17 protein-coding genes are annotated in these 25,689 nt (G+C 70.3%); 14 read left to right on the top strand and 3 right to left on the bottom strand.

Going from position 1 to position 25,689, the window contains the following annotated elements; all coding sequences use genetic code 11:
- Positions 1-8 precede the first annotated feature (8 nt).
- Positions 9-1,328, top strand: a complete 1,320-nt coding sequence (locus QSJ97_RS05330; protein WP_285670594.1) for an aspartate aminotransferase family protein — start codon at positions 9-11, stop codon at positions 1,326-1,328.
- A gap of 169 nt (positions 1,329-1,497) precedes the next feature.
- Entirely contained in the window at positions 1,498-3,123 is a 1,626-nt protein-coding gene (locus QSJ97_RS05325) for an FMN-binding glutamate synthase family protein (protein WP_285670593.1), read from the top strand.
- 115 nt (positions 3,124-3,238) lie between these two features.
- Here the strand turns inward: QSJ97_RS05325 and QSJ97_RS05320 are convergent, their stop codons facing one another.
- Positions 3,239-3,550: a TraR/DksA family transcriptional regulator gene (locus tag QSJ97_RS05320; RefSeq protein ID WP_285670592.1), complete on the bottom strand. Its 312-nt coding sequence runs from the start codon at positions 3,548-3,550 to the stop codon at positions 3,239-3,241.
- Between the two features lie 198 nt (positions 3,551-3,748).
- Here QSJ97_RS05320 and QSJ97_RS05315 point away from each other — a divergent pair, with 198 nt between their 5' ends.
- Genes QSJ97_RS05315 through QSJ97_RS05285 form a run of 7 tightly spaced genes read left to right on the top strand, consistent with a single transcriptional unit; the run spans position 3,749 to position 11,482 of the window.
- Positions 3,749-5,359 (top strand): ABC transporter substrate-binding protein, encoded by a 1,611-nt coding sequence (locus tag QSJ97_RS05315; RefSeq protein ID WP_434220888.1) that lies wholly within the window; start codon positions 3,749-3,751, stop codon positions 5,357-5,359.
- 13 nt (positions 5,360-5,372) lie between these two features.
- Positions 5,373-6,452 (top strand): ABC transporter permease, encoded by a 1,080-nt coding sequence (locus QSJ97_RS05310; protein ID WP_434220887.1) that lies wholly within the window; start codon positions 5,373-5,375, stop codon positions 6,450-6,452.
- A gap of 13 nt (positions 6,453-6,465) precedes the next feature.
- Positions 6,466-7,365 carry an ABC transporter permease gene (locus QSJ97_RS05305; protein WP_285670666.1) on the top strand — a complete coding sequence of 300 codons (900 nt, stop codon included), beginning with the start codon at positions 6,466-6,468 and terminating at the stop codon, positions 7,363-7,365.
- A complete protein-coding gene (locus QSJ97_RS05300) occupies positions 7,362-8,225 on the top strand; it encodes an ABC transporter ATP-binding protein (protein ID WP_285670591.1) in 864 nt (287 codons plus the stop codon). The genes QSJ97_RS05305 and QSJ97_RS05300 overlap by 4 nt, the downstream gene beginning before the upstream one ends.
- Positions 8,206-9,009, top strand: coding sequence for an ABC transporter ATP-binding protein (locus tag QSJ97_RS05295; protein WP_434220886.1), 804 nt, complete (start codon positions 8,206-8,208; stop codon positions 9,007-9,009). The genes QSJ97_RS05300 and QSJ97_RS05295 overlap by 20 nt, the downstream gene beginning before the upstream one ends.
- Entirely contained in the window at positions 9,009-10,109 is a 1,101-nt protein-coding gene (locus QSJ97_RS05290; protein WP_285670590.1) for a dipeptidase, read from the top strand. Before QSJ97_RS05295 ends, QSJ97_RS05290 begins: the two co-directional genes overlap by 1 nt.
- A gap of 38 nt (positions 10,110-10,147) precedes the next feature.
- Positions 10,148-11,482 (top strand): DUF3754 domain-containing protein, encoded by a 1,335-nt coding sequence (locus tag QSJ97_RS05285; protein WP_285670589.1) that lies wholly within the window; start codon positions 10,148-10,150, stop codon positions 11,480-11,482.
- Between the two features lie 27 nt (positions 11,483-11,509).
- Here the strand turns inward: QSJ97_RS05285 and QSJ97_RS05280 are convergent, their stop codons facing one another.
- A complete protein-coding gene (locus tag QSJ97_RS05280; protein ID WP_285670588.1) occupies positions 11,510-14,500 on the bottom strand; it encodes a DUF4214 domain-containing protein in 2,991 nt (996 codons plus the stop codon).
- A gap of 45 nt (positions 14,501-14,545) precedes the next feature.
- Complete coding sequence (locus QSJ97_RS05275) at positions 14,546-16,003, bottom strand: DUF4214 domain-containing protein (RefSeq protein WP_285670587.1); 1,458 nt, start codon at positions 16,001-16,003, stop codon at positions 14,546-14,548.
- Positions 16,004-16,487: 484 nt separating this feature from the next.
- On the opposite strand from QSJ97_RS05275, the gene QSJ97_RS05270 reads away from it, so the two are divergent.
- The 5 genes from QSJ97_RS05270 (at position 16,488) to QSJ97_RS05250 (ending at position 25,678) form a co-directional block, all read left to right on the top strand.
- Positions 16,488-18,623: a hypothetical protein gene (locus tag QSJ97_RS05270; protein WP_285670586.1), complete on the top strand. Its 2,136-nt coding sequence runs from the start codon at positions 16,488-16,490 to the stop codon at positions 18,621-18,623.
- Between the two features lie 55 nt (positions 18,624-18,678).
- Positions 18,679-21,198 carry a hypothetical protein gene (locus QSJ97_RS05265; protein ID WP_285670585.1) on the top strand — a complete coding sequence of 840 codons (2,520 nt, stop codon included), beginning with the start codon at positions 18,679-18,681 and terminating at the stop codon, positions 21,196-21,198.
- 24 nt (positions 21,199-21,222) lie between these two features.
- On the top strand, positions 21,223-22,014 hold the full coding sequence (locus tag QSJ97_RS05260; protein WP_285670584.1) for an ATP-binding cassette domain-containing protein: 792 nt from the start codon (positions 21,223-21,225) through the stop codon (positions 22,012-22,014).
- Entirely contained in the window at positions 22,014-23,882 is a 1,869-nt protein-coding gene (locus QSJ97_RS05255) for a hypothetical protein (RefSeq protein WP_285670583.1), read from the top strand. The genes QSJ97_RS05260 and QSJ97_RS05255 overlap by 1 nt, the downstream gene beginning before the upstream one ends.
- Before the next feature lie 77 nt (positions 23,883-23,959).
- Positions 23,960-25,678 (top strand): caspase family protein, encoded by a 1,719-nt coding sequence (locus QSJ97_RS05250; protein WP_352231053.1) that lies wholly within the window; start codon positions 23,960-23,962, stop codon positions 25,676-25,678.
- Positions 25,679-25,689 lie beyond the last annotated feature (11 nt).

The following is a 25,689-nucleotide window of genomic DNA, read 5'->3' as shown; positions in this document are numbered from 1 at the left end:
AGCGCGCGATGAACCACATCCTGCCGAGGGCGGAGGGTGTCCGCCTGCCGGTGGTCGCCGGCGGCGAAGGCTGCTACCTGATCGACACGGAGGGCAGGCGCTATCTCGACGGCTCGGGCGGCGCCGCGGTCTCCTGCCTCGGCCATGGCGACCCAGACATCATCGCCGCGATCAAGGCGCAGCTCGACCGGGTCGCCTTCGCCCATACCGGCTTCTTCACCTCCGAGCCGGCCGAGGCGCTGGCGGATCTGCTGGTCGAGACCGCGCCCGGCGATCTCTCGCGGGTCTATTTCCTCTCCGGCGGCTCGGAGGCGGCGGAGACCGCGATCAAGATCGCGCGGCAGCACTGGGTGGCCCGCGGCGAGCCCGGCCGGCACCGGCTGATCGCCCGCGAGCAGAGCTATCACGGCAACACCCTCGGCGCGCTCGCCGCCGGCGGCAACCCGGCGCGCAAGGCGCCCTATGCGCCGCTGCTGGCCGAGATGCACCACATCCCGCCCTGCCACCACTACCGCCACGGCGAGCCCGGCGAGAGCGCCGAGGACTACGGCCGCCGCGCCGCCGACGCGCTGGAAGCGGAGATCCTGCGACTCGGGCCGGAGACGGTGATGGCCTTCATGGCCGAGACGGTCTCGGGCGCCACCCTCGGCTGCGTGCCGCCGGCGCCGGGCTATTTCCGGCGCATCCGCGAGATCTGCGACCGGTACGGCGTGCTGCTGATCCTCGACGAGGTGATGTGCGGCATGGGCCGCACCGGCACCCTCTGGGCCTGCGAGCAGGACGGCGTGGCGCCGGACATCGCGACCATCGCCAAGGGCCTTGGCGGCGGCTACCAGCCGATCGGCGCGATGCTCTGCACCGAGGCGGTCTATGCCCCCATTGTCGAGGCCCATGGCGCCTTCCAGCACGGGCACACCTATATTGGCCACCCCACCGCCACCGCGGCCGGGCTCGCGGTGCTGACCAAGCTGACCCGCGGCGGGCTGGCGGCGCGTGCCGCCGAGATCGGCGCGGTGCTGCGCGAGAAGCTCGAAGCGCGCTTCGGCCAGCATCCCAATGTGGGCGACATCCGCGGCCGCGGCATGTTCCAGGGCATCGAGATCGTCGCCGACCGCGAGAGCAAGGCCCCCTTCCCCCGCGCCAGGGGCGTGGCGCCGAAGATCAAGAAGGCGGCGATGCGCGCGGGGCTGATCTGCTATCCGGCCCAGGGCACCGCCGATGGCCAGGCCGGCGACCATGTGCTGCTGGCCCCGCCCTTCATCATCGAGCCGTCGCAAATCGATGAATTGACCGACAAGCTGGAGACCGCCATTACCGAGGCGATCTGACTTCGGGGCGCGCCTCAGGGGGGCGGGCGCGCGCCCGTCCGCCGCTGCCTGCCCCCTCGGGGCGCGGATCCGAAACCATACCGGACCCATTCCGAAACCATACCGAATCCATATCCGTCGACCCGCCGCCCGGAGGCGCGCCGCGACGGAACCCGAGGAGGGACCGCCCGTGGAGTTCCTGGCCCGCCACCAGCGCTACGGCTTCTTCGCCGGCACCGTGCTGCTCGCCGTCATCGCCGCCATCGCCAGCGCCATCACGCTCTGGGCGCTGCCGCTCTTCCTGGCCTTCGCCGCGCTGTCGCTGGTCGGCGTCTGGGACCTGACCCAGCCGAAGCATTCGATCCTGCGCAACTACCCCGTGCTGGGGCACATGCGCTTCATCTTCGAGGGCATCCGCCCGGAGATCCGGCAATATCTGCTGGAGGGCGACGAGGACGAGCTCCCGTTCTCGCGCGAGCAGCGCTCCATCGCCTATCAGCGCGCCAAGGATGTCGAGGACAAGCGCCCCTTCGGCACCCGCGAGGACGTCTATGCCGACGGCTATGCCTGGATCACCCACTCGATGAACCCGGTGCACATCACCGACACCGACTTCCGCGTCGCCATCGGCGGGCCGGACTGCAGGAAGCCCTATGCCGCCTCGGTCTACAACATCTCGGCGATGAGCTTCGGCTCGCTATCGGCCAATGCGATCCTGGCGCTCAACACCGGGGCCAAGGCCGGCAGCTTCGCCCATGACACCGGCGAGGGCGGCATCAGCCGCTATCACCGCCAGGGCGGCGGCGACCTGATCTACGAGATCGGCTCGGGCTATTTCGGCTGCCGCGGCGAGGACGGGCTGTTCTCGCCCGAGCGCTTCGCCGAGCAGGCGGCGGAGGACCAGGTCAAGCTGATCGAGGTCAAGCTCTCGCAGGGCGCCAAGCCCGGCCATGGCGGCATGCTGCCGGCGGCCAAGATCACGCCGGAGATCGCCGAGGCCCGCGGCATCCCGATGGGGGTGGACTGCATCTCGCCGGCCGCGCATTCGGCCTTCTCGACCCCGATCGGCCTCGTCGAGTTCCTCGGCCGGCTGCGCGAACTCTCCGGCGGCAAGCCGGTCGGCTTCAAGCTCTGCATCGGCCACCGGCGGGAGTTCATGTGCATCGTCAAGGCGATGCTCGAGACCGGCATCACCCCGGACTTCATCGTGGTCGACGGCAAGGAGGGCGGCACCGGCGCCGCGCCGCTCGAATTCGCCAACCACATGGGGATGCCGCTGAACGACGGGCTCAACTTCGTGCACAACACGCTGCGCGGTGCCGGGCTGCGCGGCCGCATCCGCCTCGGCGCCAGCGGCAAGCTGATCTCCGCCTTCGACATCGCGCGGGCCTTCGCGCTGGGGGCCGACTGGTGCAACTCCGCCCGCGGCTTCATGTTCGCCATCGGCTGCATCCAGGCCCAGGCCTGCCACACCAACAAGTGCCCGGTCGGCGTGGCGACGCAGGACCAGGTCCGCGCCCGCGCCATCGACGTGCCGGACAAGGGCGCCCGGGTGGCCAATTTCCACCGCAACACCCTGCGCGCGCTCGGCGAGCTGGTGGGCTCGGCCGGGCTCGACCACCCCGCCCGGCTCACGCCGCGCCATTTCAACGTCCGCTCGCGCAAGGGCGACACGGTGGAGGGGCACCTCGTCTTCCCCTGGCTGCCCGAAGGCTTCCTGATCGAGGGGCGCGATCTCGGCCACGGGCTGCTCGACCGCTGGGGCCGCGCCCGGCCCGACAGCTTCGAGACGCCGGCGGACATGCCGCTCTCCTGAACCCTGCGATGCCCGCCCCCGCCGCGCGACCGCCGAGCAGGGCGCGGGGTGGGCGGGTGGGCGCGCCCTGCGAGCCGGTCGCGCGGCGGGGGCGGCCCGCAGATCAGGCCCGCGATCAGGCGCAGCGCACGCAGCGCGCGGCATGGGGCACCGCCTCGAGCCGCCCCGGCGCGATCGCCTCGCCGCAATTGACGCAATAGCCGTATTCGCCAGCCTCGATCCGCCCCAGCGCCGCCTCGATCATCCGCAGCTCGGACAGCCCGGCGCTGCCGAGATCCTCGAGCACCTCGTCGCCCTCGCGCTCGCTGGCACGATCCTCCCAATCCTGCGGCGGGGTCTCGTCGAGGGCATGCTCGATCTTGCCGAGCCGCCTGTTGAGCTCGTCGCGCCGCGCCAGCAGGCGCGCCTTGAACTGGGCGATATCCATTCGGGCTGTCCTCCCTGATCTGCAGCCATCCGGTCAGTCTGAGCGTAGCCCGAGCAAAGCGCAACGCCGCCGCGTCCTGCGCTGACCCAGATCAAGCGGCCCGAATCGGGCGCAGCCGCCGGCGAGCGTTGCCAGCGGCCGACAAGGCGGCTAGCGTCTCACCCTCAGGGACAATCACAGCCAACAGGGAGACACCCGATGCGCCTTACCCGGAGACTGGCCGGACTCGCGCTCGCCGCGGCCGCTGCCATGCCCTTCGCGCTCGCGCCCGCCCCGGCGAGCGCCGAGACCCCGCCGAACATGCTCGTGATCGCGGCGACGATCGACGATATCGTCTCCCTCGATCCGCAGGAGAGCTTCGAGTTCTCGGGCTCCGACATCCTCAACAACATGTATGGCTCGCTGGTCAGCTTCGACCCGGCAGACCTCTCCAAGGGCTATGTGCCCGACATCGCCGAGAGCTGGGAAATCTCCGGCGACGGCAAGGTCTACACCTTCAAGATCCGCGATGGGCTGAAGTTCCATTCCGGCAACCCGGTCACCGCGAAGGACGTGGAGTTCTCGCTGCGCCGCGCGGTCGCGATGAAGAAGACCCCGTCCTTCATCCTCACCCAGTTCGGCTTCACCGAGGACAACATGGGCGAGACGCTGGTGGCGGTCGACGACAGCACCTTCCAGCTCACCACCGACAAGAAATACGCCACCTCCTTCGTGCTCAACTGCCTGACCGCGACGATCGCCTACATCGTCGACAGCGAGACGGTTAAGGCCAACGAGCAGGACGGCGACTGGGGCAACACCTGGCTGAAGACGAACTCGGCCGGCTCCGGCGCCTACAAGCTGGTGAACTGGAAGCCGAACGAGGCCTATACCCTCGAGGCCAATGCCGACTACTGGCGCGGCGCGCCGGCGATGCAGCGCGTGATCGTGCGCCACATCCCCGAATCGGCGACCCAGCGGCTGCTGCTCGAGCGCGGCGATGTCGATATCGCGCGCAACCTCAACCCCGAGGACATCGCCGCGGTCGAGGGCGCCGAGGGCATTGCGGTCGACAGCGACCTGCGCGGCCGGATCATGTATTTCTCGATGAACCAGAAGCACCCGATCCTGAGCAAGCCGAAGGTGCGCGAGGCGCTGAAATATCTGGCCGACTACGAGGGCATGGCGAACAGCTTCCTGCGCGGGCAGTACACCGTGCACCAGGCCTTCCTGCCGCTCACCTACATGGGCGAGCTGAAGGACCAGCCCTATTCGCTGAACGTCGAGAAGGCCAAGGCGCTGCTCGCCGAGGCCGGCCATGCCGACGGCTTCGAGGTCGAGATCATCGTCCGCACCGCGCAGGAGCGCGTCGAGATTGCCCAGACCCTGCAGCAGAACTTCGCCAAGGCCGGGATCACCGCGACGATCTCGCAGGCCACCGGCAAGCAGACGCTGGCGAAATACCGCTCGCGCGAGTTCGACATCTATGTCGGCGCCTGGGGCCCGGACTATCCCGACCCGCATACCAATGCCGACACCTTCTCGCACAACCCGGACAACTCCGACGAGGCCGGCCTGACCGGCAAGCTCGCCTGGCGCAACGGCTGGGACATCCCCGAGATGACCGCCATGACCGAGGCGGCGCTCGTCGAGGGCGACCGCGAGGTGCGCGCGCAGATGTATGTCGACATCCAGAAGGAGTGGCAGCGGACCGCCCCCTTCGTGCCGATGTTCCAGAAGATCGAGCAGATCGCCCGGCGCGACAGCGTCTCGGGCTTCGTGACCGGCTCGGCGATCACGGCAGCCTTCTACTGGTCGGTGACCAAGTAACCGGCCGGCTCAGGTGAGCGACACCGACAAGATCGGCGGACAGGGCGGGGCCGGCGCTGCGGCGCGGGTCTCGCCCTGGCTCGTAACCCGGGGCGGCGGGCTGCTGAGCGCGCTCGCCTCGGTGCTCATCACAATGGTGGGGCTGCTCTTCATCACCTTCATCATCGGGCGGGTGATGCCGATCGACCCGGTTCTGGCGGTGGTCGGCGACCGTGCCAGCCAGGAGGTCTATGACGCGGCCTACAAGGAGATGGGCCTCGACAAGCCGCTGCTGGTGCAGTTCGGCATCTTCCTGCAGGACGTGGTGCAGGGCGATTTCGGCCGCTCCAACCTCACCGCCCGGCCGGTCTCCGAGGACATCGCCCGGGTCTTCCCCGCGACGCTCGAGCTGGCCACGCTGGGGGTGCTGATCGGGGTGGTGCTCGGCGTGCCCTTCGGGGTGATCGCCGCGGTGCATCAGGGCCGCTGGCCCGACCACCTGGTGCGCCTCTTCGGCCTTTTCGGCTATTCCATGCCGATCTTCTGGCTCGGGCTGATCGGGCTCGTGATCTTCTACCGCCAGCTCGACTGGGTCGGCGGCCCGGGCCGGCTCGACATCTTCTATGTCGACATGATCCCCTCGGTGACGGGGATGATCCTGATCGACAGCCTGATCGCCGGCGACATGACCATCTTCCGCAATGCCGTGCACCACATCGTGCTGCCGGCCTCGATCCTCGGCTATTACAGCCTGGCCTACATCTCGCGCATGACGCGGAGCTTCATGATCGAGGAGCTCGGCAAGGAATACATCACCACCGCGCGGGTGAAGGGCCTCTCCGAGGGCGCGGTGATCTGGCGCCATGCGCTCGGCAACGTGCTGATCCCGCTGATCACGGTGATCGCGCTGTCCTATGCCAACCTGCTGGAGGGCTCCGTGCTCACCGAGACGATCTTCGCCTGGCCCGGGCTCGGGCAATACATCACCACGGCGCTGCTCTCGGCCGACATGAACGCGGTGCTCGGCGGCACCGTGGTCGTGGGGCTCTGCTTCATCCTGCTCAACAAGCTCTCAGACGTGCTCTACCGCGTGGTTGACCCCCGTGCCCGCTGACACCGGGGCCGAGATGGGCTGGCGCGACTGGCTGACCGCGGAGGCGCCGACCTCGCGGCTGCAGGCGCGGCTCGGGCAGTTCTGGCTCGGCTGGAAGAACTTCTCGGCGAACCCGCTGGCGATGGTCGGCTTCGTCATCATCGTGGCGCTGGTGCTGATGGCGGCGCTGGCGCCGCTGCTGGCCACCCATGACCCGCTGCAGCAGGACCTTCAGGCCCGCCTCACCGCCCCCGGCGAGGGCGGCTTCCTGCTCGGCTCCGACGAGCTCGGGCGGGACATCTGGTCGCGCATCGTGCACGGCGCCTCGATCACCCTCCTGATCGTCGGGCTGGTGGCGGCGACGGCGCCGGTGATCGGCCTGCTGGTGGGCACCGCCGCGGGCTATCTCGGCGGCTGGATCGACACCGTGCTGATGCGGGTCACGGATGTCTTCCTCGCCTTCCCGCGGCTGGTGCTGGCGCTGGCCTTCGTCGCCGCGCTCGGGGCCGGGATCGAGAACGCCATCCTGGCGATCACGCTGACCGCCTGGCCGCCCTATGCCCGCATCGCCCGGGCCGAGACCATCACCATCCGCAATGCCGACTACATCGCCGCGGTGCAGCTTCAGGGTGCCGGGCCGATGCGCATCATCACCGGCCATATCTGGCCGCAATGCATGAGCTCGATCATCATCCGCGTGACCCTCGACATGGCCGGCGTCATCCTCACCGCCGCCGGGCTCGGCTTCCTAGGCCTCGGGGCGCAGCCACCGACCCCGGAATGGGGTGCGATGATCTCGTCGGGCCGCAAGTTCCTCGATGCCTGGTGGGTGGCGACCATCCCCGGCCTCGCGATCTTCATCGTCTCGCTCGGCTTCAACCTGCTGGGCGACGGGTTGCGCGACGTGCTCGATCCGCGGAGCAAGGGCCGATGAGCGCGCCGTTGCTGAGGGTGGAGGATCTCTGGGTCCGCTTCGCCAAGCCCACCGGCGGCGAGGTCGAGGCGGTGCGCGGGCTGTCCTTCGAGGTCGGCCGCGAGCGCGTCGGCATCGTCGGGGAGAGCGGCTCCGGCAAGTCGATGACCGGGCGCGCGATCCTCCGGCTGATCCGCCCGCCGGGGCGCATGACCGCCGCGGCCATGCGCTTCCAGGACACCGACCTGCTGGCCGCCTCGGAGCGGCAGATGCGCCGGATCCGCGGGCGCCGCATCGCCATGGTGCTGCAGGACCCCAAGTTCTCGCTCAACCCGGTGATGACCGTGGGACGGCAGATCGCCGAGGCCTACAGCATCCATACCGGCGAGGGCCGCGGTGCCGCCGAGGCCAAGACCCTCGAGATGCTGGAGGCGGTGCAGATCCGCGAGCCCGAGCGGGTCGCCGGCCTCTACCCTCACGAGGTCTCCGGCGGCATGGGCCAGCGCATCATGATCGCGATGATGCTGGCGCCGGGGCCGGAGCTGCTGATCGCCGACGAGCCGACCTCGGCGCTCGACGTCACCGTGCAGATGCGCGTGCTCCGGATCATGGACCGGTTGGTGCAGGACCGCGGCATGGGGCTGATCTTCATCTCCCACGACCTCAATCTCGTGGCGAGCTTCTGCGACCGGATCCTGATCATGTATGCCGGGCGGATCGTCGAGACCTGCCGGGCAGGCGAGCTCGCCAATGCCCGCCACCCCTATACCCGCGGGCTGCTGAGCGCGCTGCCGCGGCTCGACGAGGGCCAGCAGCGGCTCTCCGCCATGACCCGCGACCCGGCCTGGAAGGAGGCGCCCAGTGTCCCCGCCTTCCTCTGACGCACCGGCCTCGCCGGAGGCGCCCGAGCTCGCAGTCTCCGGCCTCACCGTCACCTTCGGGCGGGGCGCAACACGCACCGTGGCGGTGGACGACGTCTCCTTCGATATCCCGCGCGGCGGCTCCTTCGGGCTGGTCGGCGAATCGGGCTCCGGCAAGTCCACCGTGCTGCGCGCCATCGCGGGGCTGGTGCCGGCGGCGGCGGGCACGATCGCGATCGCCGGCAAGACTCTCGGGCCGCGGCGCGACATGAACTTCTACCGCACCGTGCAGATGGTGTTCCAGGACCCCTACGGCTCGCTGCACCCGCGCCACACCGTCGACCGCACGCTCTCCGAGCCCGCGCGGCTGCACCGCGCCGGCGACACCGATGCGCGCATCGAGGCGGTGCTGGAGCAGGTCGGCCTCGGCCACGGCTTCCGCTTCCGCTACCCGCACCAGCTCTCCGGCGGGCAGCGCCAGCGTGTCGCCATCGCCCGCGCGCTGATGCTGGAGCCGGAGATCCTGCTGCTCGACGAGCCGACCTCGGCGCTCGACGTTTCGGTGCAGGCGGAGGTGCTCAACCTGCTCGCCGATCTGCGCGCCGAGCGCGGGCTGACCTATCTGATGGTGAGCCACGATCTGGCGGTGGTCGCGCATATGTGCGACAGGGTGGCGGTGATGCGCCAGGGCCAGGTGCTGGAGGTTCTCGGGGTCGAGGAGCTGCGCGCGGCGCGCCCCGCCCATGCCTATACCCGCGACCTCATCACCGCGAGCCGGGGCTACAGCCAGGAGGAAGGGGCCTGATGTCCGACCATTCCGTCACCCATCCCGGGATCGCCGCCGAGACCATCGACGAAGCCCCCGTGGCCGTCTTCGACGGGCACAACGACACGCTGCTGAAGCTCGAGCTCGAGGCCCGCGGCGGCCGGCTGCTGGATTTCGCGGGCGGCGCCGGCGGGATCGACATCGACCTGCCGCGGGCGCGCGCCTCGGGCTTCGCCGGCGGGCTCTTCGCGATGTATACCCCCTCGCGGCCCGAGCGCTACGAGGCGGGGCGCCCGCGGCGCGACGAGGAGACCCGCTACGACCCGGTGGACCAGCCGGCGGCGCTCGCCTTCACGCTGGCGCTGTTCGCGCGGATGCGGCGGCTGGCCGAGGCCGCCCCCGACAGGCTGGCGATCTGCCTCTCGGCGGCGGAGGCGCGGGCGGCGATGGCGGCGGGGCGGCTCGCCATGGTGCCGCATGTCGAGGGGGCGGAATGCATCGACCCCGACCTGAATGCGCTCGAGGTGCTGCATGCGGCGGGGCTGCGCTCGCTCGGCCTGGTCTGGTCGCGGCCCAACCAGTTCGGCCACGGCGCGCCGATGGCCCGGCAGGACGAGCCCGAGCCGGGCGAGGGGCTGACCGAGGCCGGCCGCCGGCTGGTGGCCCGCGCCGAGGAGCTCGGCATCATGGTGGATCTCTCCCATCTCAACCCGGCCGGCTTCTGGGAGGTGGCGAAGATGGCGACGAAACCGCTCGTCGCCTCGCATTCCAACGCCCATGCGCTCTCGCCCAATGCCCGCAACCTGACCGACCGGCAGCTCGACGCGATCGCCGAGTCCGGCGGGCTGGTGGGGCTCAACTTCCACGTGGCCTTCCTGCGGCCCGACTGCGCGACCGACCGCGACACCCCCCTGATCCAGATGCTGCGCCATCTCGACCACCTGATCGAGCGGCTCGGCGAGGACGGCGTGGCGCTCGGCTCGGACTATGACGGCTGCGAGCTGCCCGCCGAGATCGGCGATGTCACCGGCCTGCCGCGGCTGATCGCGGCAATGCGCCAGGCCGGCTATGGCGAGGCGCTGATCGCCAAGATCGCCCGCGAGAACTGGCTCGCCGCGCTCGAGCGCGCCGCCGGCTGAGCCGCGCCCCGAGGAGACGTCGCGAGGAGACCGCCCCGATGCCCGATCCCGAGACTGCATCCGAAACCCCGGTGGGGACGCCCCGCGGCGCCACGCCCGAGCCGCCCGCCCTCGCCCCCGAAGCGCCGGAGGCCCTGCCGACGCCGGAGCCGCGGGAGCGCTACATGCCGGTGCGCAAGCGCGCGCTGCTCGAGGCGGCGCTCTCCGATCCGGCTCTGGACGCCGCCGAGCGGGACAAGCTCCGCGCCCTCGGCCGCCGGCTGGCGCTGCTGTTTCACGTGGTGTTCTTCGCGCCCCGCGAGCAGCTCAAGGATCTCTACGTGCATTTCAACCCGGACCAGCCGGGAACAGCGCCGATCCCTCCCGCGCCGGAGGAGCGCCAGGCCTTCCTCGAGGCGCTCGACACCGCGCTGAAGGCCGCCAATTTCCGGCGCATCGAGGCGCAGGACCTCGAGCCGGAGGCGGAGTCCCGCGGCCGGGTGCGCGCCAAGGTCGACGTGCCGGTGGATGTCTTCGACGAGGTGCGCTTCTACGGCCGCGGCCGGCGCGAGCGGGAGTTCACGCTCTCGAGCTGGTTCGGCTTCCGGAAGGACGAGATCCGCGCCCAGTTCTGGGACCATGTGGTGTTCCTCGCGGCGCTGCAGGAGGAGATCCCGCGGCGCGCCCGGCGCGACGGCCGGCTGCGCCCCGGCGCGATCTATCTCAAGCTGTTCCGCGACATCCCGCGCGCCGATCTCAAGACGCTCTACCCCAATGCCCGGGTGGTGATGGGGCTGAAGGACAAGCTGATCCTCGGCGTGCCGGCGGTGGCCGGCGGCATTCCGATCCTGCTCAACATCATCCCCGCGCTCACCGTGCTGTTCCTGGTGATCGGCGCCTATCTCGGGATCACCGGCGCGGTGGAGGAAGACCAGACCAAGAAGGCGCTGGCCGCGCTGTCCGGCCTCGCCGCGCTCGGCGGCTTCCTCGGCCGCCAGTGGATCAAGTATGAGCGGCAGAAGTTCAAGTACCAGAAGCAGGTGGCCGAGAACGCCTATTTCAACAACCTGAACAACAACGCCGCCTTCTTCGACTACCTGATCGGCGCCTCGGAGGATTCGGAGGTGAAGGAGGCGTTCCTCGCCTATCACTTCCTGCACCGCGCGGGGGCGCCAATGACCCGCGAGGCGCTGGACGGCGAGATCGAGAGCTGGCTGAAGGCGACCTTCTCGGTGGATGTGGATTTCGAGATCGAGGATGCGCTGGCCAAGCTCGAGCGTTTCGACCTCGTGGTCGAGGACGGCGAGGGCCGGCTCGCCGCCCGCCCGCTCGACGATGCGCTGGACGCCGCCGAGGCCGCCTGGTCGGAGCTCGCCCGCGAGAGCTTCGGCTGAAGCCGGGGGGCGCCACCCCAGGGCGGCTCAGATGAAGATGTCGCCGAACACCGTGATGTCGTCGGCAAAGGAGGTGTTGTTGGCCTCGTTCGACTCGGTGATGTCGTCGATGTCGTCGGCGATGGCGGCGATCCAGTAGGTGCCGGGCGCCAGCCCGTCCGGGATGTCGAAGGCGACCTCGCCGTCGAGGATCGGCGGGTTGGCGGTGTCGATCGAGCCGAACTCGCCCGGCCCGACCACGCCGACATCGACGAAATCGAGGAAGATGTCCGAGGTGGTGACATTGGCATCCGGGGAGAGGTAGAAGCCGATCTCCAGATCCCCCGGCTCGCCGCCGAGATTGCCGTAACTCATGGTGAGGAAGACCGGGTCGCCGGGGAAGAAGCTGTCGCCGCTGGTGCCGTCGGTGATATCGAAGAAGTCGATCACCATGTCGGCGAGGCCGCCGCCCGCGCCTTCCACCGCCACCACGACACTGGCCTCCTCGATGGTGAAGCCGTCGGTCACGGAATAGCTGAAGCTCTCGAAGATCACCTCGCCGGGGGCCAGGAAGTCGAAGGCGTCCTCTGTGTCGTAGAGGATCGTGCTGCGATCCTGGCTGATCGAGATGGAGCCCAGGAGCCCCGAGCCGTCGACGCCGATCACCGCAAGGTCGAGGAAGTCGGCACCGGGGAGATCGTTGGCCAGCACGTCGAGCGCGAAGACATTGCCGGCGACCAGGGCAAACTCGTCCTCGATCGCCTGCACCGGGGAATCGGGCAGCGTCAGGAAGACATCGGCGAATTCCAGCAGCTCGATGCCGATCAGCTCGTCGAAGCCCGAGGGGCCGTCGATCAGCGCGAGGCTCGCGGTGCCGACCACGATGTATTCGGAAAAATTGCTGGCAAAGACCGCGGTATCGAAACCGGAGCCGCCGTCGACGGTGTCGTCTCCCTCGGCACCAACCAGCGTGTCGCCGCCGCCGAAGCCGAGCAGCACGTCGTTGCCCGCAAGCCCGTTCAGGAAATCCGCACCGCTGGTGCCCTGCAGGGTGTCGTTGCCGTTGGTGGCGCCTTGGCCGCCGGAGCCGATCTCCCAGGTGCCGGGCTCGACTTCCTCCAGCGCCAGCGGATCGAAGGGCGGGTCCACGGTCTGGTTCTCCGGCGATTTGGCGAACTCGGCGAGCACGACATGCCGCGGCAGCCCGGCATCGAGCGCGCTCAGCCAGAAGGCCCGCCCCAGCGGTTCCGGCTCGCGGCCGAGAATGTTCTCGTAGAGCAGGTCGAGATACTGCGCATTGCTGATGTTGTCCGGCGTCGCGTTCAGGCCGTAGGCATCGCGTACCAGGGCAGCGAACTCGGCCGAGTCGAAGAAGAACAGCGCGATCGCGTTGAAGCTCAGCCCCTGGCCGTGGAGGTTCGTCTCGGCGACATAGTCGCCCTCGAAGACATCGATCCAGAAATTGAGCCCGCCGGAGTCGATCGCGCCGTTGCGGTTCAGCCCCGCCTCGTAGAGGAAGGCGATATCGACGGCGCCGATCTCGCGGTTTGCCTCGGCATCGACGAGGCTGAAGCCGGAGCGGATCCGCGCCGTGGTGAGGAAAACGGTGGCGCCGTCGGCAAACTCCAGCGTGTCGACACCGGTCAGCGTGTCGATGCCGCCGGGGCCGGCGACGGTCACCGAGCCGCCCGCCTCGGTGATGGTGAAGGCGCTGCGCGCGCCGTCATAGACCACCGCATCGCGCCCGCCGCCGCCGTCGATCACCTCGTTGCCGATGAAGCTGAGCGGGAACATGAGGATCTGGTCGTTGCCGTTGCCGGCCAGCACCGTGTCGGACCCCGGGCCGCCGTCGAGCACGTCGTTGCCGTTTCCCCCCAACAGACGGTCGGCCTCCGACTCGCCGAGCAGGGTGTCGTTGCCGTCGCCGCCCTCCAGCGTGTCGGCGCCGCTGAAGCCGAGCAGCGAATCGTGGCCGCCGCCGCCGCGCAGGAGGTCGTTGCCGGTCCAGCCGTCGAGCGTGTCGGCCCCGTCGCCGCCGAGCAGGGTGTCGTTGCCGTTGTCGCCGTCGATGAAATCGTTGCCGCCGCCGCCGTCGAGGCTGTCGAAGCCATCATTGCCGTCGAGAAAGTCGTTGCCGGCACCGCCGAACACGGTGTCCGCGTCGGCGCCGGCAAAGATCGCATCCGCGCCGCCCTGGCCGAACAGCGTGTCGAACCCGGCACCGCCGTCGAGAGTGTCGGCGCCATCGCCGCCCTCGAGCCGGTCGCCCCCGGCCGAGCCGAAGAGCTGGTCGTTGCCGGCCTGGCCGCGCAGGGTGTCGCGGCCGTTGCCGCCCTCGAGCCGGTCATTGCCGCCAAGGCCCTCCAGCGTGTCGTTGCCGTCGAGCCCGCGCAGCGTGTCGTTGCCCGCGGTGCCGTGCAGCAGGTTCGGCCCGGCATCGCCCTCGATGCCGCCGTCCACGCTCATGCGGCCGTCGACCACCACCCGCGCCGTGCGCCCCTCGCCGCCGACGCTCTCGCCGTTGGGATCCCACTCGCCGAGATAGAGATAGGTGTTGGGCGCCAGCACCAGCGGCGCCGGGAAGGTGATGGTGATCTCGCCGCCGCGCCCGAGGCTGAGGAAGCCCGAGTCGCTGGCATTGCCGAGATCGCCGAGCCGGATCTCGCCGAGCAGCAGGTTGCCCTCGGCATCCGTCCCGACCAGCGGGCCGGGATCGGGGCCGGGCACATTCTCGCCGGGCCGGAAGACGACATCGGATGCGGAGAGGTTGCCGGGGAAGATCGAGCTGCCCTCGATGCCCTCCACCGCAGCGGCGCTCTGGACCAGCGCCGTGCTGATCACCAGCCCGTCGAGATCGAAGCCGGAGAAGCGGCCGATGCCGGTGTTGGTGGCGCCGGTATCGGTGATCGTGATCGAGGTGACCGTGGTGAAGCCGGTGGCCGAGAGATTGGTGCGGAAGACCTGCGTCACCCCGCCCTCGGGGCCGGTGGCCATGTTGATGCCACCCGGCAGGCGAACGAAGTTGGCAAGCTCGATCATGGGCCGTTCTCGCTCCTGGCCGCACGCATGATGGCTGGCCGGCCGTCAGCCTAGATCGACGAAATCCCAGTCACCCGGTCGGACCTCCTGCAGCGTTTCCGGGTCGAATGGCGGCTCCGTCGTCTGGTTCTCGGGCGATTTCGCGAACTCGGCGAGCACGATGTGGCGCGCGAGCCCGTCGTTCAGCACGTCGAGCCAGGCCTGGCGCCCGGCGGCATCCGGCTCGCGCCCGAGGATGTTGCCGTAGAGCAGGTCGAGATACTGCTCGCTCGTGATGTTCTCCGGGGTCGCGGCGGGGCCGAGATCGTCGCGCACCAGGGCGGCGAATTCCGGCGAGTCGAAGAAGCTCTTCGCGATGGCGTTGAAGCTCTGGCCCTTGGCGTGGAAATTCGTCTCGGCGACGTAGTTGCCTTCGAAGACGTCGATCCAGAAGTTGAGTCCGCCGGCGTCGATCGCGCCGTTGCGGTTCAGCCCGGCCTCGTAGAGGAAGGCGATGTCCACCGCACCGATGACCCTGTTGGCCTCCGCGTCGGTGGCGCTGAAGCCGGTGCCGATCCGCCCCGCGGTGAGGAAGACGGTACGCCCCTCGGCAAATTCCAGCGTATCGACGTTGAACAGCGTGTCGGTCTCGCCGCCCGGGCCTGCCACGGTGACGCTGCCGCCGTTCTCGGTGATGGTGTAGTCATCCCGCGCGCCGTCATAGACCACCGCGTCGCGGGCGCCGCCGCCATTGATCTCGTCGTCCCCGGCGCCGCCGAGAATCTGGTCGTTGCCGGCCTCGCCGTTCAGCGTGTCGTTGCCGGCACCGCCATCGATGGTGTCGCGCCCGTTGCCGCCGAAGATGACGTCGTCGCCGGGCGTGCCGGAGAGCGCGTCGTCCCCCGGCGTGCCGAGGATCGGCGGCGGCTCCTCCGGCGCTTCCTCGATGGTGACGGTGAAGGCGGCATCCGGGCCGGTCAGCTGCTCGCCGGCATTGTCCCATTCGCCGAGATAGAGATAGGCGCCCTCGGGGATCTCCAGCGCCTCCGGGAAGGTGATGGTCAGGCTGCCCTCGATGCCGAGCGAGAGGAAGCCCGATTCCAGCGGGTTGCCGATGCGCCCGAGCTCGATTTCGCCCAGCAGCGGATTGCCGGCGCCGTCGGTGCCGACGAGATCGCCGCCGAAGGCCCCGACCCGGGTATCGCCGGCGGCGAATGCGACATCCTGCGGCGTCAGCGCGGCGAAATCGGCGGCGAAGGGCGAGGTGTCCTGCAGCGGGCGCGCCAGCGGCGCAGTCGTGGCCAGGTCGGGGCTGATGATGAAGCCATCGAGATCGATCCCGGTGAAGCGCCCGGTGCCGGTGCCCTCGTCGCCGTTGTCGGTGATGGTGATCGACTGGATCGTGGTGATGCCGAGCGCCATCAGGTCGGCGCGGAGGACCCGGGTCTCCTCGCCCCCCTCACCGGTGACGATGTTGATCACGCTCGGCAGCAGGACGAAATTGTTGACCACAACCATGTGCATTCAAGCTCCGATAGCGTCCGGGGGCCACCAGCGCCCGGACCGGAGAGCGCCCTGTCCGGGGTCCGGCAATCTCTCCTCCCGGCAGACAGGATTGCCGCCGCGCAGGCGGGCTGGCGCGCCTGTCTCCCCCATCAATCTGCGCGTTGTGAAGTTTCCTTGTCAAGAAAAGCGCCCCTGCGTCACGCATTGCCGGCTGGCGAGCACTGGTGCGGCGCCGGCAGGCGCAGGGAAGGTGGCGTCGGGGAAGTTGATCCTTGCATGCAGCCGATCCCATGCCGTACCTCTAGGTAAGGACGAGCGGATAGGGTTTGCTGTCATGGTTTCTCGGCCTTGCACAGGGCGTGCATCCTTCCGGCTCGGTCCTCCTCCCAAAGCATGGCACCGGCTGTCGCGGCAGGTTGCGGCGCTTCTCGCCATCGCCCTCGCCGCCGCGCCGCAGATCGCCCCGGCCCAGACCGCGGAGGATCCGCTCGTCGATATCGCGGTGGAGTTCCGCGACGCCCTTGCCGAGCAGGACGTGACCATCGCCGGCTGCGACGGCGGCCTGGTCGGCCCCCTGCCGAACGGCACCGAGGTGCTGTTCCGCTGCCGCTCGCGGGTGATCTACGCCCTGTCGTCCGGCGGGCGGACGCTGTTCCACGGCTACCAGCGGCTGCGCGACCCGACCGAACGCTTCACCCGCGGCGACGACGGTTATGGCCCGGCCGAGCTGCCGCTGCGCCAGATGCGCCTTGCCGCCAGCCGGGCCGCTGCCGAGGCCGCCTATGACGCGCTGCCGGGGGCGGCGCGCCCCGAGGGGCTGCCGGCGCGGGCCCGCGATGCCGGGCCCGGGCTGCTCGCGCTGGCTCCCGGAGAGGCCGCCAGCGCCGATGCCGGCAGCGCGGGCGGGCCGGCCGAAACCCTGCCCCAGCCGGCCGCCCCGCCGCAGCTGCTGCGCCTCGTCACGCCCGCCGCCCTCGGCGATATCGAGGTCTCCCACGGCTCCGTCGCGCGGGCCGAGGGCGCGAGCGCCGACAGCCCGAGCCTCGCCTGGGAGTGGCGGCTCGACCCCGGCGCGATCCCGCAGGTGAGCCGCATCACCCTCGCCCGCCGGGCAGACTGCGCGGTCGATGTCTCCCCCGCGCTGATCGCCCAGAGCTCGGGTGACATCGCCTTTCCCTGCGGCCCGCGCAGGGTGCTGCCGCTCGCGGATTTCCGCCCGGCGAGCGGCCCGGCCTGCCGGCGCCTCCGCGACGAGACCTTCGAATGCATCCTCAAGGCCAATGAGCGGGATGTGCAGATGTTCTCCGAGAGCTGGGCGCCGACGCGGGCGGTGCTCGCGCCTTCGGGGTTCCTCGAGATCGACCGGGGAAGCCTCCGGCCGCGGATACCGCTGGTGAGCGCCGCGGCGGCCTCGAAGGCAAATGTCGGGCGCTGCGCCGCGCCGCTGGTGAGCGCGCGGCTGGTCGGCTACTGCGCCGATGGCGGCGAGCGCTGCATGCCGGCCGGGGCGCCGCCGGCGGAGGAGCGCGGCGCCGATCCCCCCGAGGGCGGGCTCTTCATCCCCGATGAGACCGGCTCGCCGGAGCCCGAGCCGGAGCCCGAGCCCGCCGGCCTGCCACTCGCCGGGATCGCCGACCGCCCCTTCGCCGGGCCGAGCCTGGCCGAAGCCGGCTGGAGCGACGACGAGGCGCTGCCGGACAGCGCCGCGGTCGAGCTGATCGGCCCGGACGGCACGGCGGTGCCGACGCTCGTGCCCTTCGACGGCGCGGAGATCGAGATCCTCGCCGCGCTCGGCCTCGAGATGCCGACGCGCCGCCTGCCGCTGCTGGCCCGGCTCTCGGAGGAGAGCCGCTACAGCCTCGACCGCGACCTGCGCTTCTTCGCCGACGGGAACTGCACCGTGCCCTTCGAGGACGTGCCGCCGAAGCTGCTGTATTTCCCCGACACCCCAGACCCGGAGGTGCCGGTCTGCGGCCACTACCAGGCCTATGACGGCGGCTCGCCGGCCTCGGTCTGCTCGCCGCTCGGCGTCGATGCGGCGGGGGCCCGGGCGGTCGCCGAGGTCGATATCGTCAATTGCGGCGACAAGCGGCTGGTGGTGCTGGTGGTGGAGAACGGCAGCTTCAGCAACCAGATTGGCGAGTCGGTGGTCCGAGCTGTACGCGGGCTCGCCACCGCGCTGCGCGAGGCCGAGGCCTGCCTGCCGGTGGACATCGCCGTCAGCCGCGGCACCGATCGCGAGGTGCTGCTGCGCGCCGAGCAGATCCGCATGAGCCCCGATCCGGAGGCGCTCTGGCGCGAGCGGGCGCGGTTCAAGTTCATCACCCCGACCAGCCAGCCCTTCCAGGACTTCACCTGGATCGAGCAGGAATGGGGCGACGCGCTCGGCGGGCTCGTGGTGGTGCTCGACGCCACCCGGCCGGCACCGAGCTCGCGCCTCGACGCGCCGGCGGCAATGGCCTGGGCCGCAATTGGCCACTTCCGCTGGGTATTGAACACCGCAGGCGGTTCGGGCTGTGACAAGTATCAAAGCCTGCTGCGCATGGAGAATTGCGAAGGCATCGACGACAGCTTCTCGGCCGAGCGGCTGCGCGCCGTGGTCGAGAAGGGCCTGGCGGAGATCGGGGCCGGGCAATGATCGCGCAGCATCCCGATCCCGCCTCGGTGCCACGCAAGCCAAGGGAGCGGCCCTGATGCGCTTCACACATCTCCTCATCCTGCTCGGTCTCGCCGCCATGCCGGGGCTCCTGCCCGGCGCGGCCGGCGCCGCGGTCCACGGCTCCTGCGCCGCCTATGATTTCGACGGCGAGGATGCGGTCGGCAGCATCGACGCCTCGGGCTTCATCATCCGCCGCGTCCAGGTTCCGGTGATCCGCGCCAATGCGCAGATCCTGCAGGAGCCGCGCCCGGGCGCCGCGCCGATCGGCGCGCTGCGCTTTGCCCAGCGGGTGGCGCTGCACCGCCGCGAGGGCCCCTATATCGAGATCAAGAACGACCAGCGCGAGGCCAGCACCATCGGCTGGGTGCATGGCGACGACCTGCTCTGCCAGGCCAAGCCGCTGGTCAGCAACACCACCGGGCTCGAGCAGAAGTTCTACATCAAGACCCGCGCCACCCTGCAGGGCGACCAGGTGCAACCGGTGCGCGCCATGCCCTCGGTGGAGCAGACGAGCTGTGATCCGGCCGACGAGGGCTGCTCCGACCTCACCCGCTTCAGCCTCTATTATGTCCATGCCGTCGATCCGGCGACCGAACGGCTGCTGCTGCTCGGCAAGTATCTCGCCGACGAGACCGCGCCGGTGATCGGCTGGGTCGATCTCAAGGACGGCTATCTCTGGGAGACCCGCTTCGGCCTGCGCCCGCGGCCCGATCTCGTCACCGCCGAAGGCCAGGAGAGCTATATCTGCGTCCACGAGACGCCGGAGGATGCCCGCATCGGCGGGCGCGACTGCACGCTGCCGGTGCTCGGCGGCGAGCGCTGGTTCAGCTACCCGATCCGCATCCCGGTGATCGAGCGCATCGAGGGCTCGCCGGCGGTCTACAACGTGATCCTGCCGGTGGCCGGCGTCGGACAGGGGGTGAGCGCCGACATCTTCACGCAGGAGCTCGGGCTCGAGAAGGCGCTCGGCAAGCTGCAGCAGCTGCGCAAGCTCGACGTCTTCTTCCTGATCGACGGCACCCAGTCGATGGAGCCGCATATCGACGCCATCGTCGGGCGCAACGGCGTCGGCCCCGGCATCCTCGGCGCGATCACCGAGGCCTTCGCCACCGATCCGCGCTTCAGCGGCACCCAGGTGCGCTTCGGCTACCGCGTCTACCGCGACCTCTATGACGGCCAGGGCGGCATCGGCGAGGGGCTGCCGCTCTCCAGCACCTGCGATCTCGACGAGCAGGCCCAGGCCGCCGAGCACGACCGCTTCCGCCAGGGCGTGCGGAGCATCACCACCACCGTGCCGCAGGCCCAGCGCGTCGGCCGCGACCCGGACCACGAGGAGAACATGTTCTTCGGCCTCTACCAGGCAGTCGACGACATGAGCACCTGCGACGAGCATGTGAAGCTGCTCTTCGTGATCGGCGACACCGGCTACAGCGGCGAGAGCCAGATCGCCCAGGGCGGCACCGCGATCACCACCGACGACGTTGTGGATTTCCTCACCCTCAACATGGACGACACGATCGACCCGATCATCCCGTTCTTCGTGCAGGTGCCCGAGGCCCGGCGCAGCGGCGACTATGCCACCGCCTACGCGACCTTCGTGCCGCAGGCCGAGGACATCACCGGCCGGGTGGTCGATCACCTGCTCTCGCGGCTCGACAGCGACCGCGGGCTGACCGCCGAGCAGCTGCTGTTCTCGATGCAGGGCCGCTCGATCCGCGAGGCGCAGGACGAGCTGATCGACCGCATCCTCGGCATCGCCTCGGTGTTCGGCGACCAGACCCCAATCAACGAGATCATCGCCGAGCTGAAGGGCGGCGAGGCGCTGGTCAACATCATCACCCAGCTCCAGGGCCAGGGCGGCTACGAGGAGTTCGGCAACCTTCCGGGCCTGCGCCTCGCGCAGATCGAGGGGCGGCTTTGCGAGGAGCTCGGGCCGGCCTGCCGCGAGCGCGTGTTCAACGAGATCGCCACGGGATATCTGGTGGACGACGCCGATGTCGTCACCGATGTCTGGATGACCTATGACGAGTTCTCCCAGTGGCGGACCATGCTCGAGGTGTTCCGCGACACCTCCAACGCCTCGGCCGACGAGCTCTCGCGCCTGATCCTGCAGCAGATGCTGCGCGCGGTGCAGGGCGGCATCGGCACCGAGCTGTCGCCGGATGTGGTGAACCAGCCAATCGCCAGCTTCCTCGAACGGCGCCACGGGCTGCCGGTGGGCCGGCTGACACCGCTGCTCAACTACACCTTCGCCGACATCATGGGGCTGCGCGACAGCGACGAGGCGCTGCAGGCGCAGGGCCAGATCTCGGTCTGCGAGCTCAACCTGCTGGGCAACTGGCTGGAGCGCCACCGCGAGATCTTCGACAGCGTCTCCAGCGGCAACATCCCCGAATTCGAGGAGCTGCAGCAGGTGGTCTGCCCCAATGCGCGGCACCAGACCCCGATCATCCGGCTCGAGGGCTACAGGCAGTTCTCCAAGCCCGGCATGGATTTCAAGCACGTGCTGGGCGGGCGGACGATCTTCTGGGTGCCGAGCAACTACATCCCATGATCTAGCGGGAAGGCCGAGGGAACCATGTGGGGGGTGAGGCTCAGCGGGATCGAGCTCGACAGGGGCAACGGCGCCGCGGCGCCCTTCCACCTCGAGGTCGCGAACCTCGCCATCCTCGCCGGGCCCGGCCGGCCCAACCGGGTGCCGATCATGGGGCCGAGCGGCGCCGGCAAGAGCACGCTGCTGAACCTCTTGGCCGGCGTGGTCTGGCCGACCGGGCGCGGCGGCGAGATCGCCTGGACCTTCCCGGACGGCGCCAGCTTTTCCTGGGGCGCGGGGCCGCCGCGGCCGGCCGACCTGATCCGCCTGCGCCAGCGCTATTTCGGCTATGCCTTCCAGACCGCGACCTTGCAGCCGCATCTGACCATCGGCGAGAACCTCACCTATCGCCTCGAGATCGCCGGCACCGAGCGGGCCCGGGCACAGGCGCAGGCGAAGGCGCTGCTCGCCTCGGTCTTCGGCGGCGACGAGGGCTATGCCCGGCACATGCTCTCGCGCTTCGACAGCCAGGTCTCCGGCGGCGAGAAGCAGCGCATCGCGCTGATGCAGGCGCTGATCCATGACCCCTACGTGCTGTTCGCCGACGAGCCCACCGGCAGCCTCGACCACATGACCCGGCACGAGGTGATGGACGTGCTGCACTACTGGCTCGACGACGCCCCCGACGAGCGCCTGCTGATCTGGGTCACGCATCACGAGAACGACCCCGTCGACAACGGCACCGATCTGCGCGTGCAGGTCGATGGACAGGGCTGCGGCTGGCAGCGCCTCGACGCCTCGGGCTGGGCCGACTGCGCGCTGCCGGAGCCCGCGTGATGGGACTGGCCGGGCTCGCCCTCACCGAGTATGCCCGCGCCTTCCGGCGGCGCTTTGCCCCCGGCGGACGGGACTTTCTCTGGTTCACGCTGCTGCTCGCCGGGCTGCAGCTGCACGGGCTGGTGATCCTCGCCGCGCGGGAGGGCATTCTCGAGCAGTCGGTTAACGCCTTCCTCGGCTATGAGGAGGGCTATGGCGTGCCGGTCTGGGTGCTGCCGAACTCGCTGCGCAGCAATTATGCCGGCACCATCGACCGCGACATGGTGGAGCGTGTCACCGCGGCGGGCTTCGCCATGGAGCCCTATCGCCGCTTCCGCGCCGAGGCGCGGTTGCGCCTGCCCGGCCCCGGCATCTGGAAAGGCGGCACGGCGATGGCGGCCGGCAACCTGCCGGCCTTTGCCGGGCTGGCGGTGGACCCTGCCGGCCCGATCTGGCCCACGCCGCCGCCGGCGGCGGCCCCCGGCCCCTGGCCCATCGTGCTCAACCGGACCCTCTTCGCCCGCTATTTCGAGCTTGGCGCCTATCGCGAGGCGCTGGCCGGCCGCCTGCCCGAGGCCGAGCGCGCCCGCATCCCCACCGACCCTGCACGGCTCGGCGAGATCGACCGGCTCTGGCTCGACATCCGGGTGCACCGGCGCACCCTCGCGCCCTTCGCCGTCACCTGGGCCGACCACATCACCATCGGCGCCGAGCAGATCGCCTTCGTCGCGCCGCTGGCGCTCTGGCACCTGGCCGAGGAGGCGGTCCGCAATCCGCAAAATCTCTGCCTGTTCCTCGAGGCCGGGCCGGAGCCGGGCCGGCGCATCACCATGCTGCGCTCCGAGCGGCTGATGCCGAAGGCCGACCGCGCCGCCATCAGGGCCGGCTTCGAGCGGCTCGCCGAACGGCTCGGCGGCGAGGCCCGGGCGCGGCCCACCCAGGTGCGCATCACCTTCGGCACCGAGGAGGAACGCGCCGCCTACAAGCCCGGCAACCGCTGCGATCCCGGCCTGCCGGAGGCGCTGGTGCTGGCCCATGCCGAAGAGCTCGGCCTGCCGGTCGACCCGGCGAATCCCGGCGTCACCATCGCCAGCACCGCGCCGGTCAGCTTCGAGGGCGACAGCCTGCTCCTGCCCTGCGACGCGGTGGCGACCGACCGCGCCGATCGCGGCACCCGCATCGACGCCGAGGGGCGATGCCTGCTGCGCCTGCCGCTCGCCGAGCGCGACACCGGCTTCGAGGAGGCCTTCGTCTATGCCCCCTCGCGGCTCGAGATCGGCCGGCTGCTCGACTTCCTGCTCTGCCGCCCGGCGCCGGGCCTCGTCCCCCCGGAGGAGCGCGTGCCGCTCTGCATCGACCCGGTGGTCGATCGTGCGGGCACCGAGCCGGAATCGCGCCTGCGCATCGACGAGGTCTACGAGGACGCGCTGACCCGCTACAACTTCCTCACCGACCTGATCGACCATCTCCGCGGCCCGATCGGGCTCGGCCTCGGCGCGCTGCTGCTGGTGATCCTCTGGGTGCAGATCGGCACCATCCTCGGGCACCGGCGGCTGCGCTATGCCATGCTGCTCTGCAGCGGCACCACCTGGTGGCAGATCCGCGCCATGCTGGTGGTGCAGGCGGTGGCAGCCGGGCTCGCCGCGCTGGTGCTGGCGCTCGGCGCCTTTCTCGCGGTGCATGCGGTGCTCGACCGGCTGACCGCAGGCTTCGCCGAGCGCTATCCGGTGGTGGCCGCCGGCGTCGAACTCAACCCGCTGCCGGTGGGCCTCGACAACATCGCCCTGGTCGCCGGGCTCGCGATTCTGACCTCGATCCTCCTATTGCTGGTGCAGGCGCGGCTCTACGGCATCTCCGAACAGGAACCGGTCGAGACTCTGATGCGCTGAGTCGCCGGTCCCGGAGCCGCAGCTATGAATGAAGAGGCGCCTGCGCTATAGTCGGGCGAACCACACGAGGTGCGGCTGTGTTCAGGATTGTATTCGGATTAGCCCTCGGTCTTCTGCTTGCCGCGCAGGCGGCGATTGCGTCAGAGCGGGTTGCGCTGGTGATCGGCAACTCGGATTACGCCCACGCTCCGCGGTTGGAGAACCCGGTGAACGACGCGGCCGACATCGCCGCTGCGCTCAAGGCGGCCGGCTTCGAGGTCGAGACGCTGATCGATCTGGAATACGACGAGACCCGCCATGCCCTGACCTCCTTCGGCGACCGCGCCGAGAAGGCCGAGGTGGCGGTGATCTATTTCGCCGGCCACGGCATCGAGATCGACCGGCAGAACTATCTCCTCCCCGTCGATGCCGCGATGAAGGACGCCCGCGACGTCAGCTTCCAGGCGATGCCGCTCGACCTGCTGCAGCGCGCCGCCGAGCCGGCCGGGCGCATGAGCCTCGTGATCGTCGATGCCTGCCGCAACAACCCCTTCGCCAAGCAGCTGGAGACCGGCACGCGCTCGATCAGCCGCGGGCTCTCCATGGTGGTGCCGCGCGGCAAGAACCGCCTGGTGGCCTTCGCCGCCAAGGAGGGCACCATCGCCGAGGACGGCGAGGGGCGCAATTCCCCCTATGCGGCGGCGCTGAAGCAGACGCTGGTGGAGCCGGGGCTGGAGATCGGCAAGCTGTTCCGCAAGGTGCGCGACGACGTGATGCTCCGCACCAAGGGCCGGCAGGAGCCGGCCTATTACGGCTCGCTGACCTCGGAGGACTTCTACTTCGTCGCCTCGGCGGGGAGCGGCGGCCCGGCGCCGAAGCCGGCCGACGACCCCGAGGCCATGGCCGAGATCGCCTTCTGGCTCAGCATCGCCGACAGCGAGGACCCGCGCGACTTCGCCGAGTATCTCGACAAGTATCCCGAGGGTCAGTACGCCTCGGTCGCCGCACGCCGGCTGACCCTGCTGCTGCGCACCCCCGTCAAGCCGGACCCGAAGGAGGCGGTGCCCGCGCCTGTCGCCGGCAACCCGGCCCCGGTGGAGGGCGGCGCGGTCGAGCCGGTCGCCATGGGCCAGCCGAAGGAGGGAACCGCAGGCGGCGCCTTCCTGCCCCGGCCGGCGCCGGCCGCACAGGCCGCAGCGCCGCCCGCCGCAGCGCCAAGCGCGCTGCTGCCGCGGATCGCGCCGGGCGTGCAGGCGCCTCCCGGGCCGGACCAGATCCCGGCCGCGGTCGATGGCCCGGCGGTCGGCGAACTCGACAGCAGCCACCCGGAATTCCCCTGCGTGGTGGTGGCGCTGGCCGGCCCGAACGGGGCCGCCCCGGCGCAGGGATGCGTCCGCCCGGTGCCGGTGAGCTACGACGATCTCAGGCGCTTCATCGACGAGGCGGGCCGGCGCGACCGCGGCATCAGGGCCGCGGCGGACAGCGTCGAGCGCGGCTTCGGCGGCGTCGCGGAGGGCGTCTCGCACTGGCTCGCCACGCGCTACGCCGCCTGGCTCGGCGAGCGGCTCGACCTGCCGCTCTGCATCGCCCGGGTCGATGCCATGGAGGCCGGCGCCCGCCATGCCGCGGACCGTTTCGAGCCGGCCACCTTCCGCGAGCTCTCCGGCGATGTCTGCCGACGCTACGAGAACTACGTCGCCAATCTGGTGGTCGAGATCGGCACCGACGGGAGCGAGACCCGGCGCTGCATCAACGAGTTCACGCCGCTGAAGGGCCAGGTCTTCCGCCTGATGCGCTCGGCCGATGCCTGCCGCTGAGCGCGCCCGCC

It is taken from the genome of Paralimibaculum aggregatum, from assembly GCF_030270585.1.
In the GTDB taxonomy this organism is placed as follows: domain Bacteria; phylum Pseudomonadota; class Alphaproteobacteria; order Rhodobacterales; family Rhodobacteraceae; genus Thermohalobaculum; species Thermohalobaculum aggregatum.
Note: the sequence above shows the minus strand (reverse complement) of the source record. Positions and strands in the feature narration are given on the sequence as shown.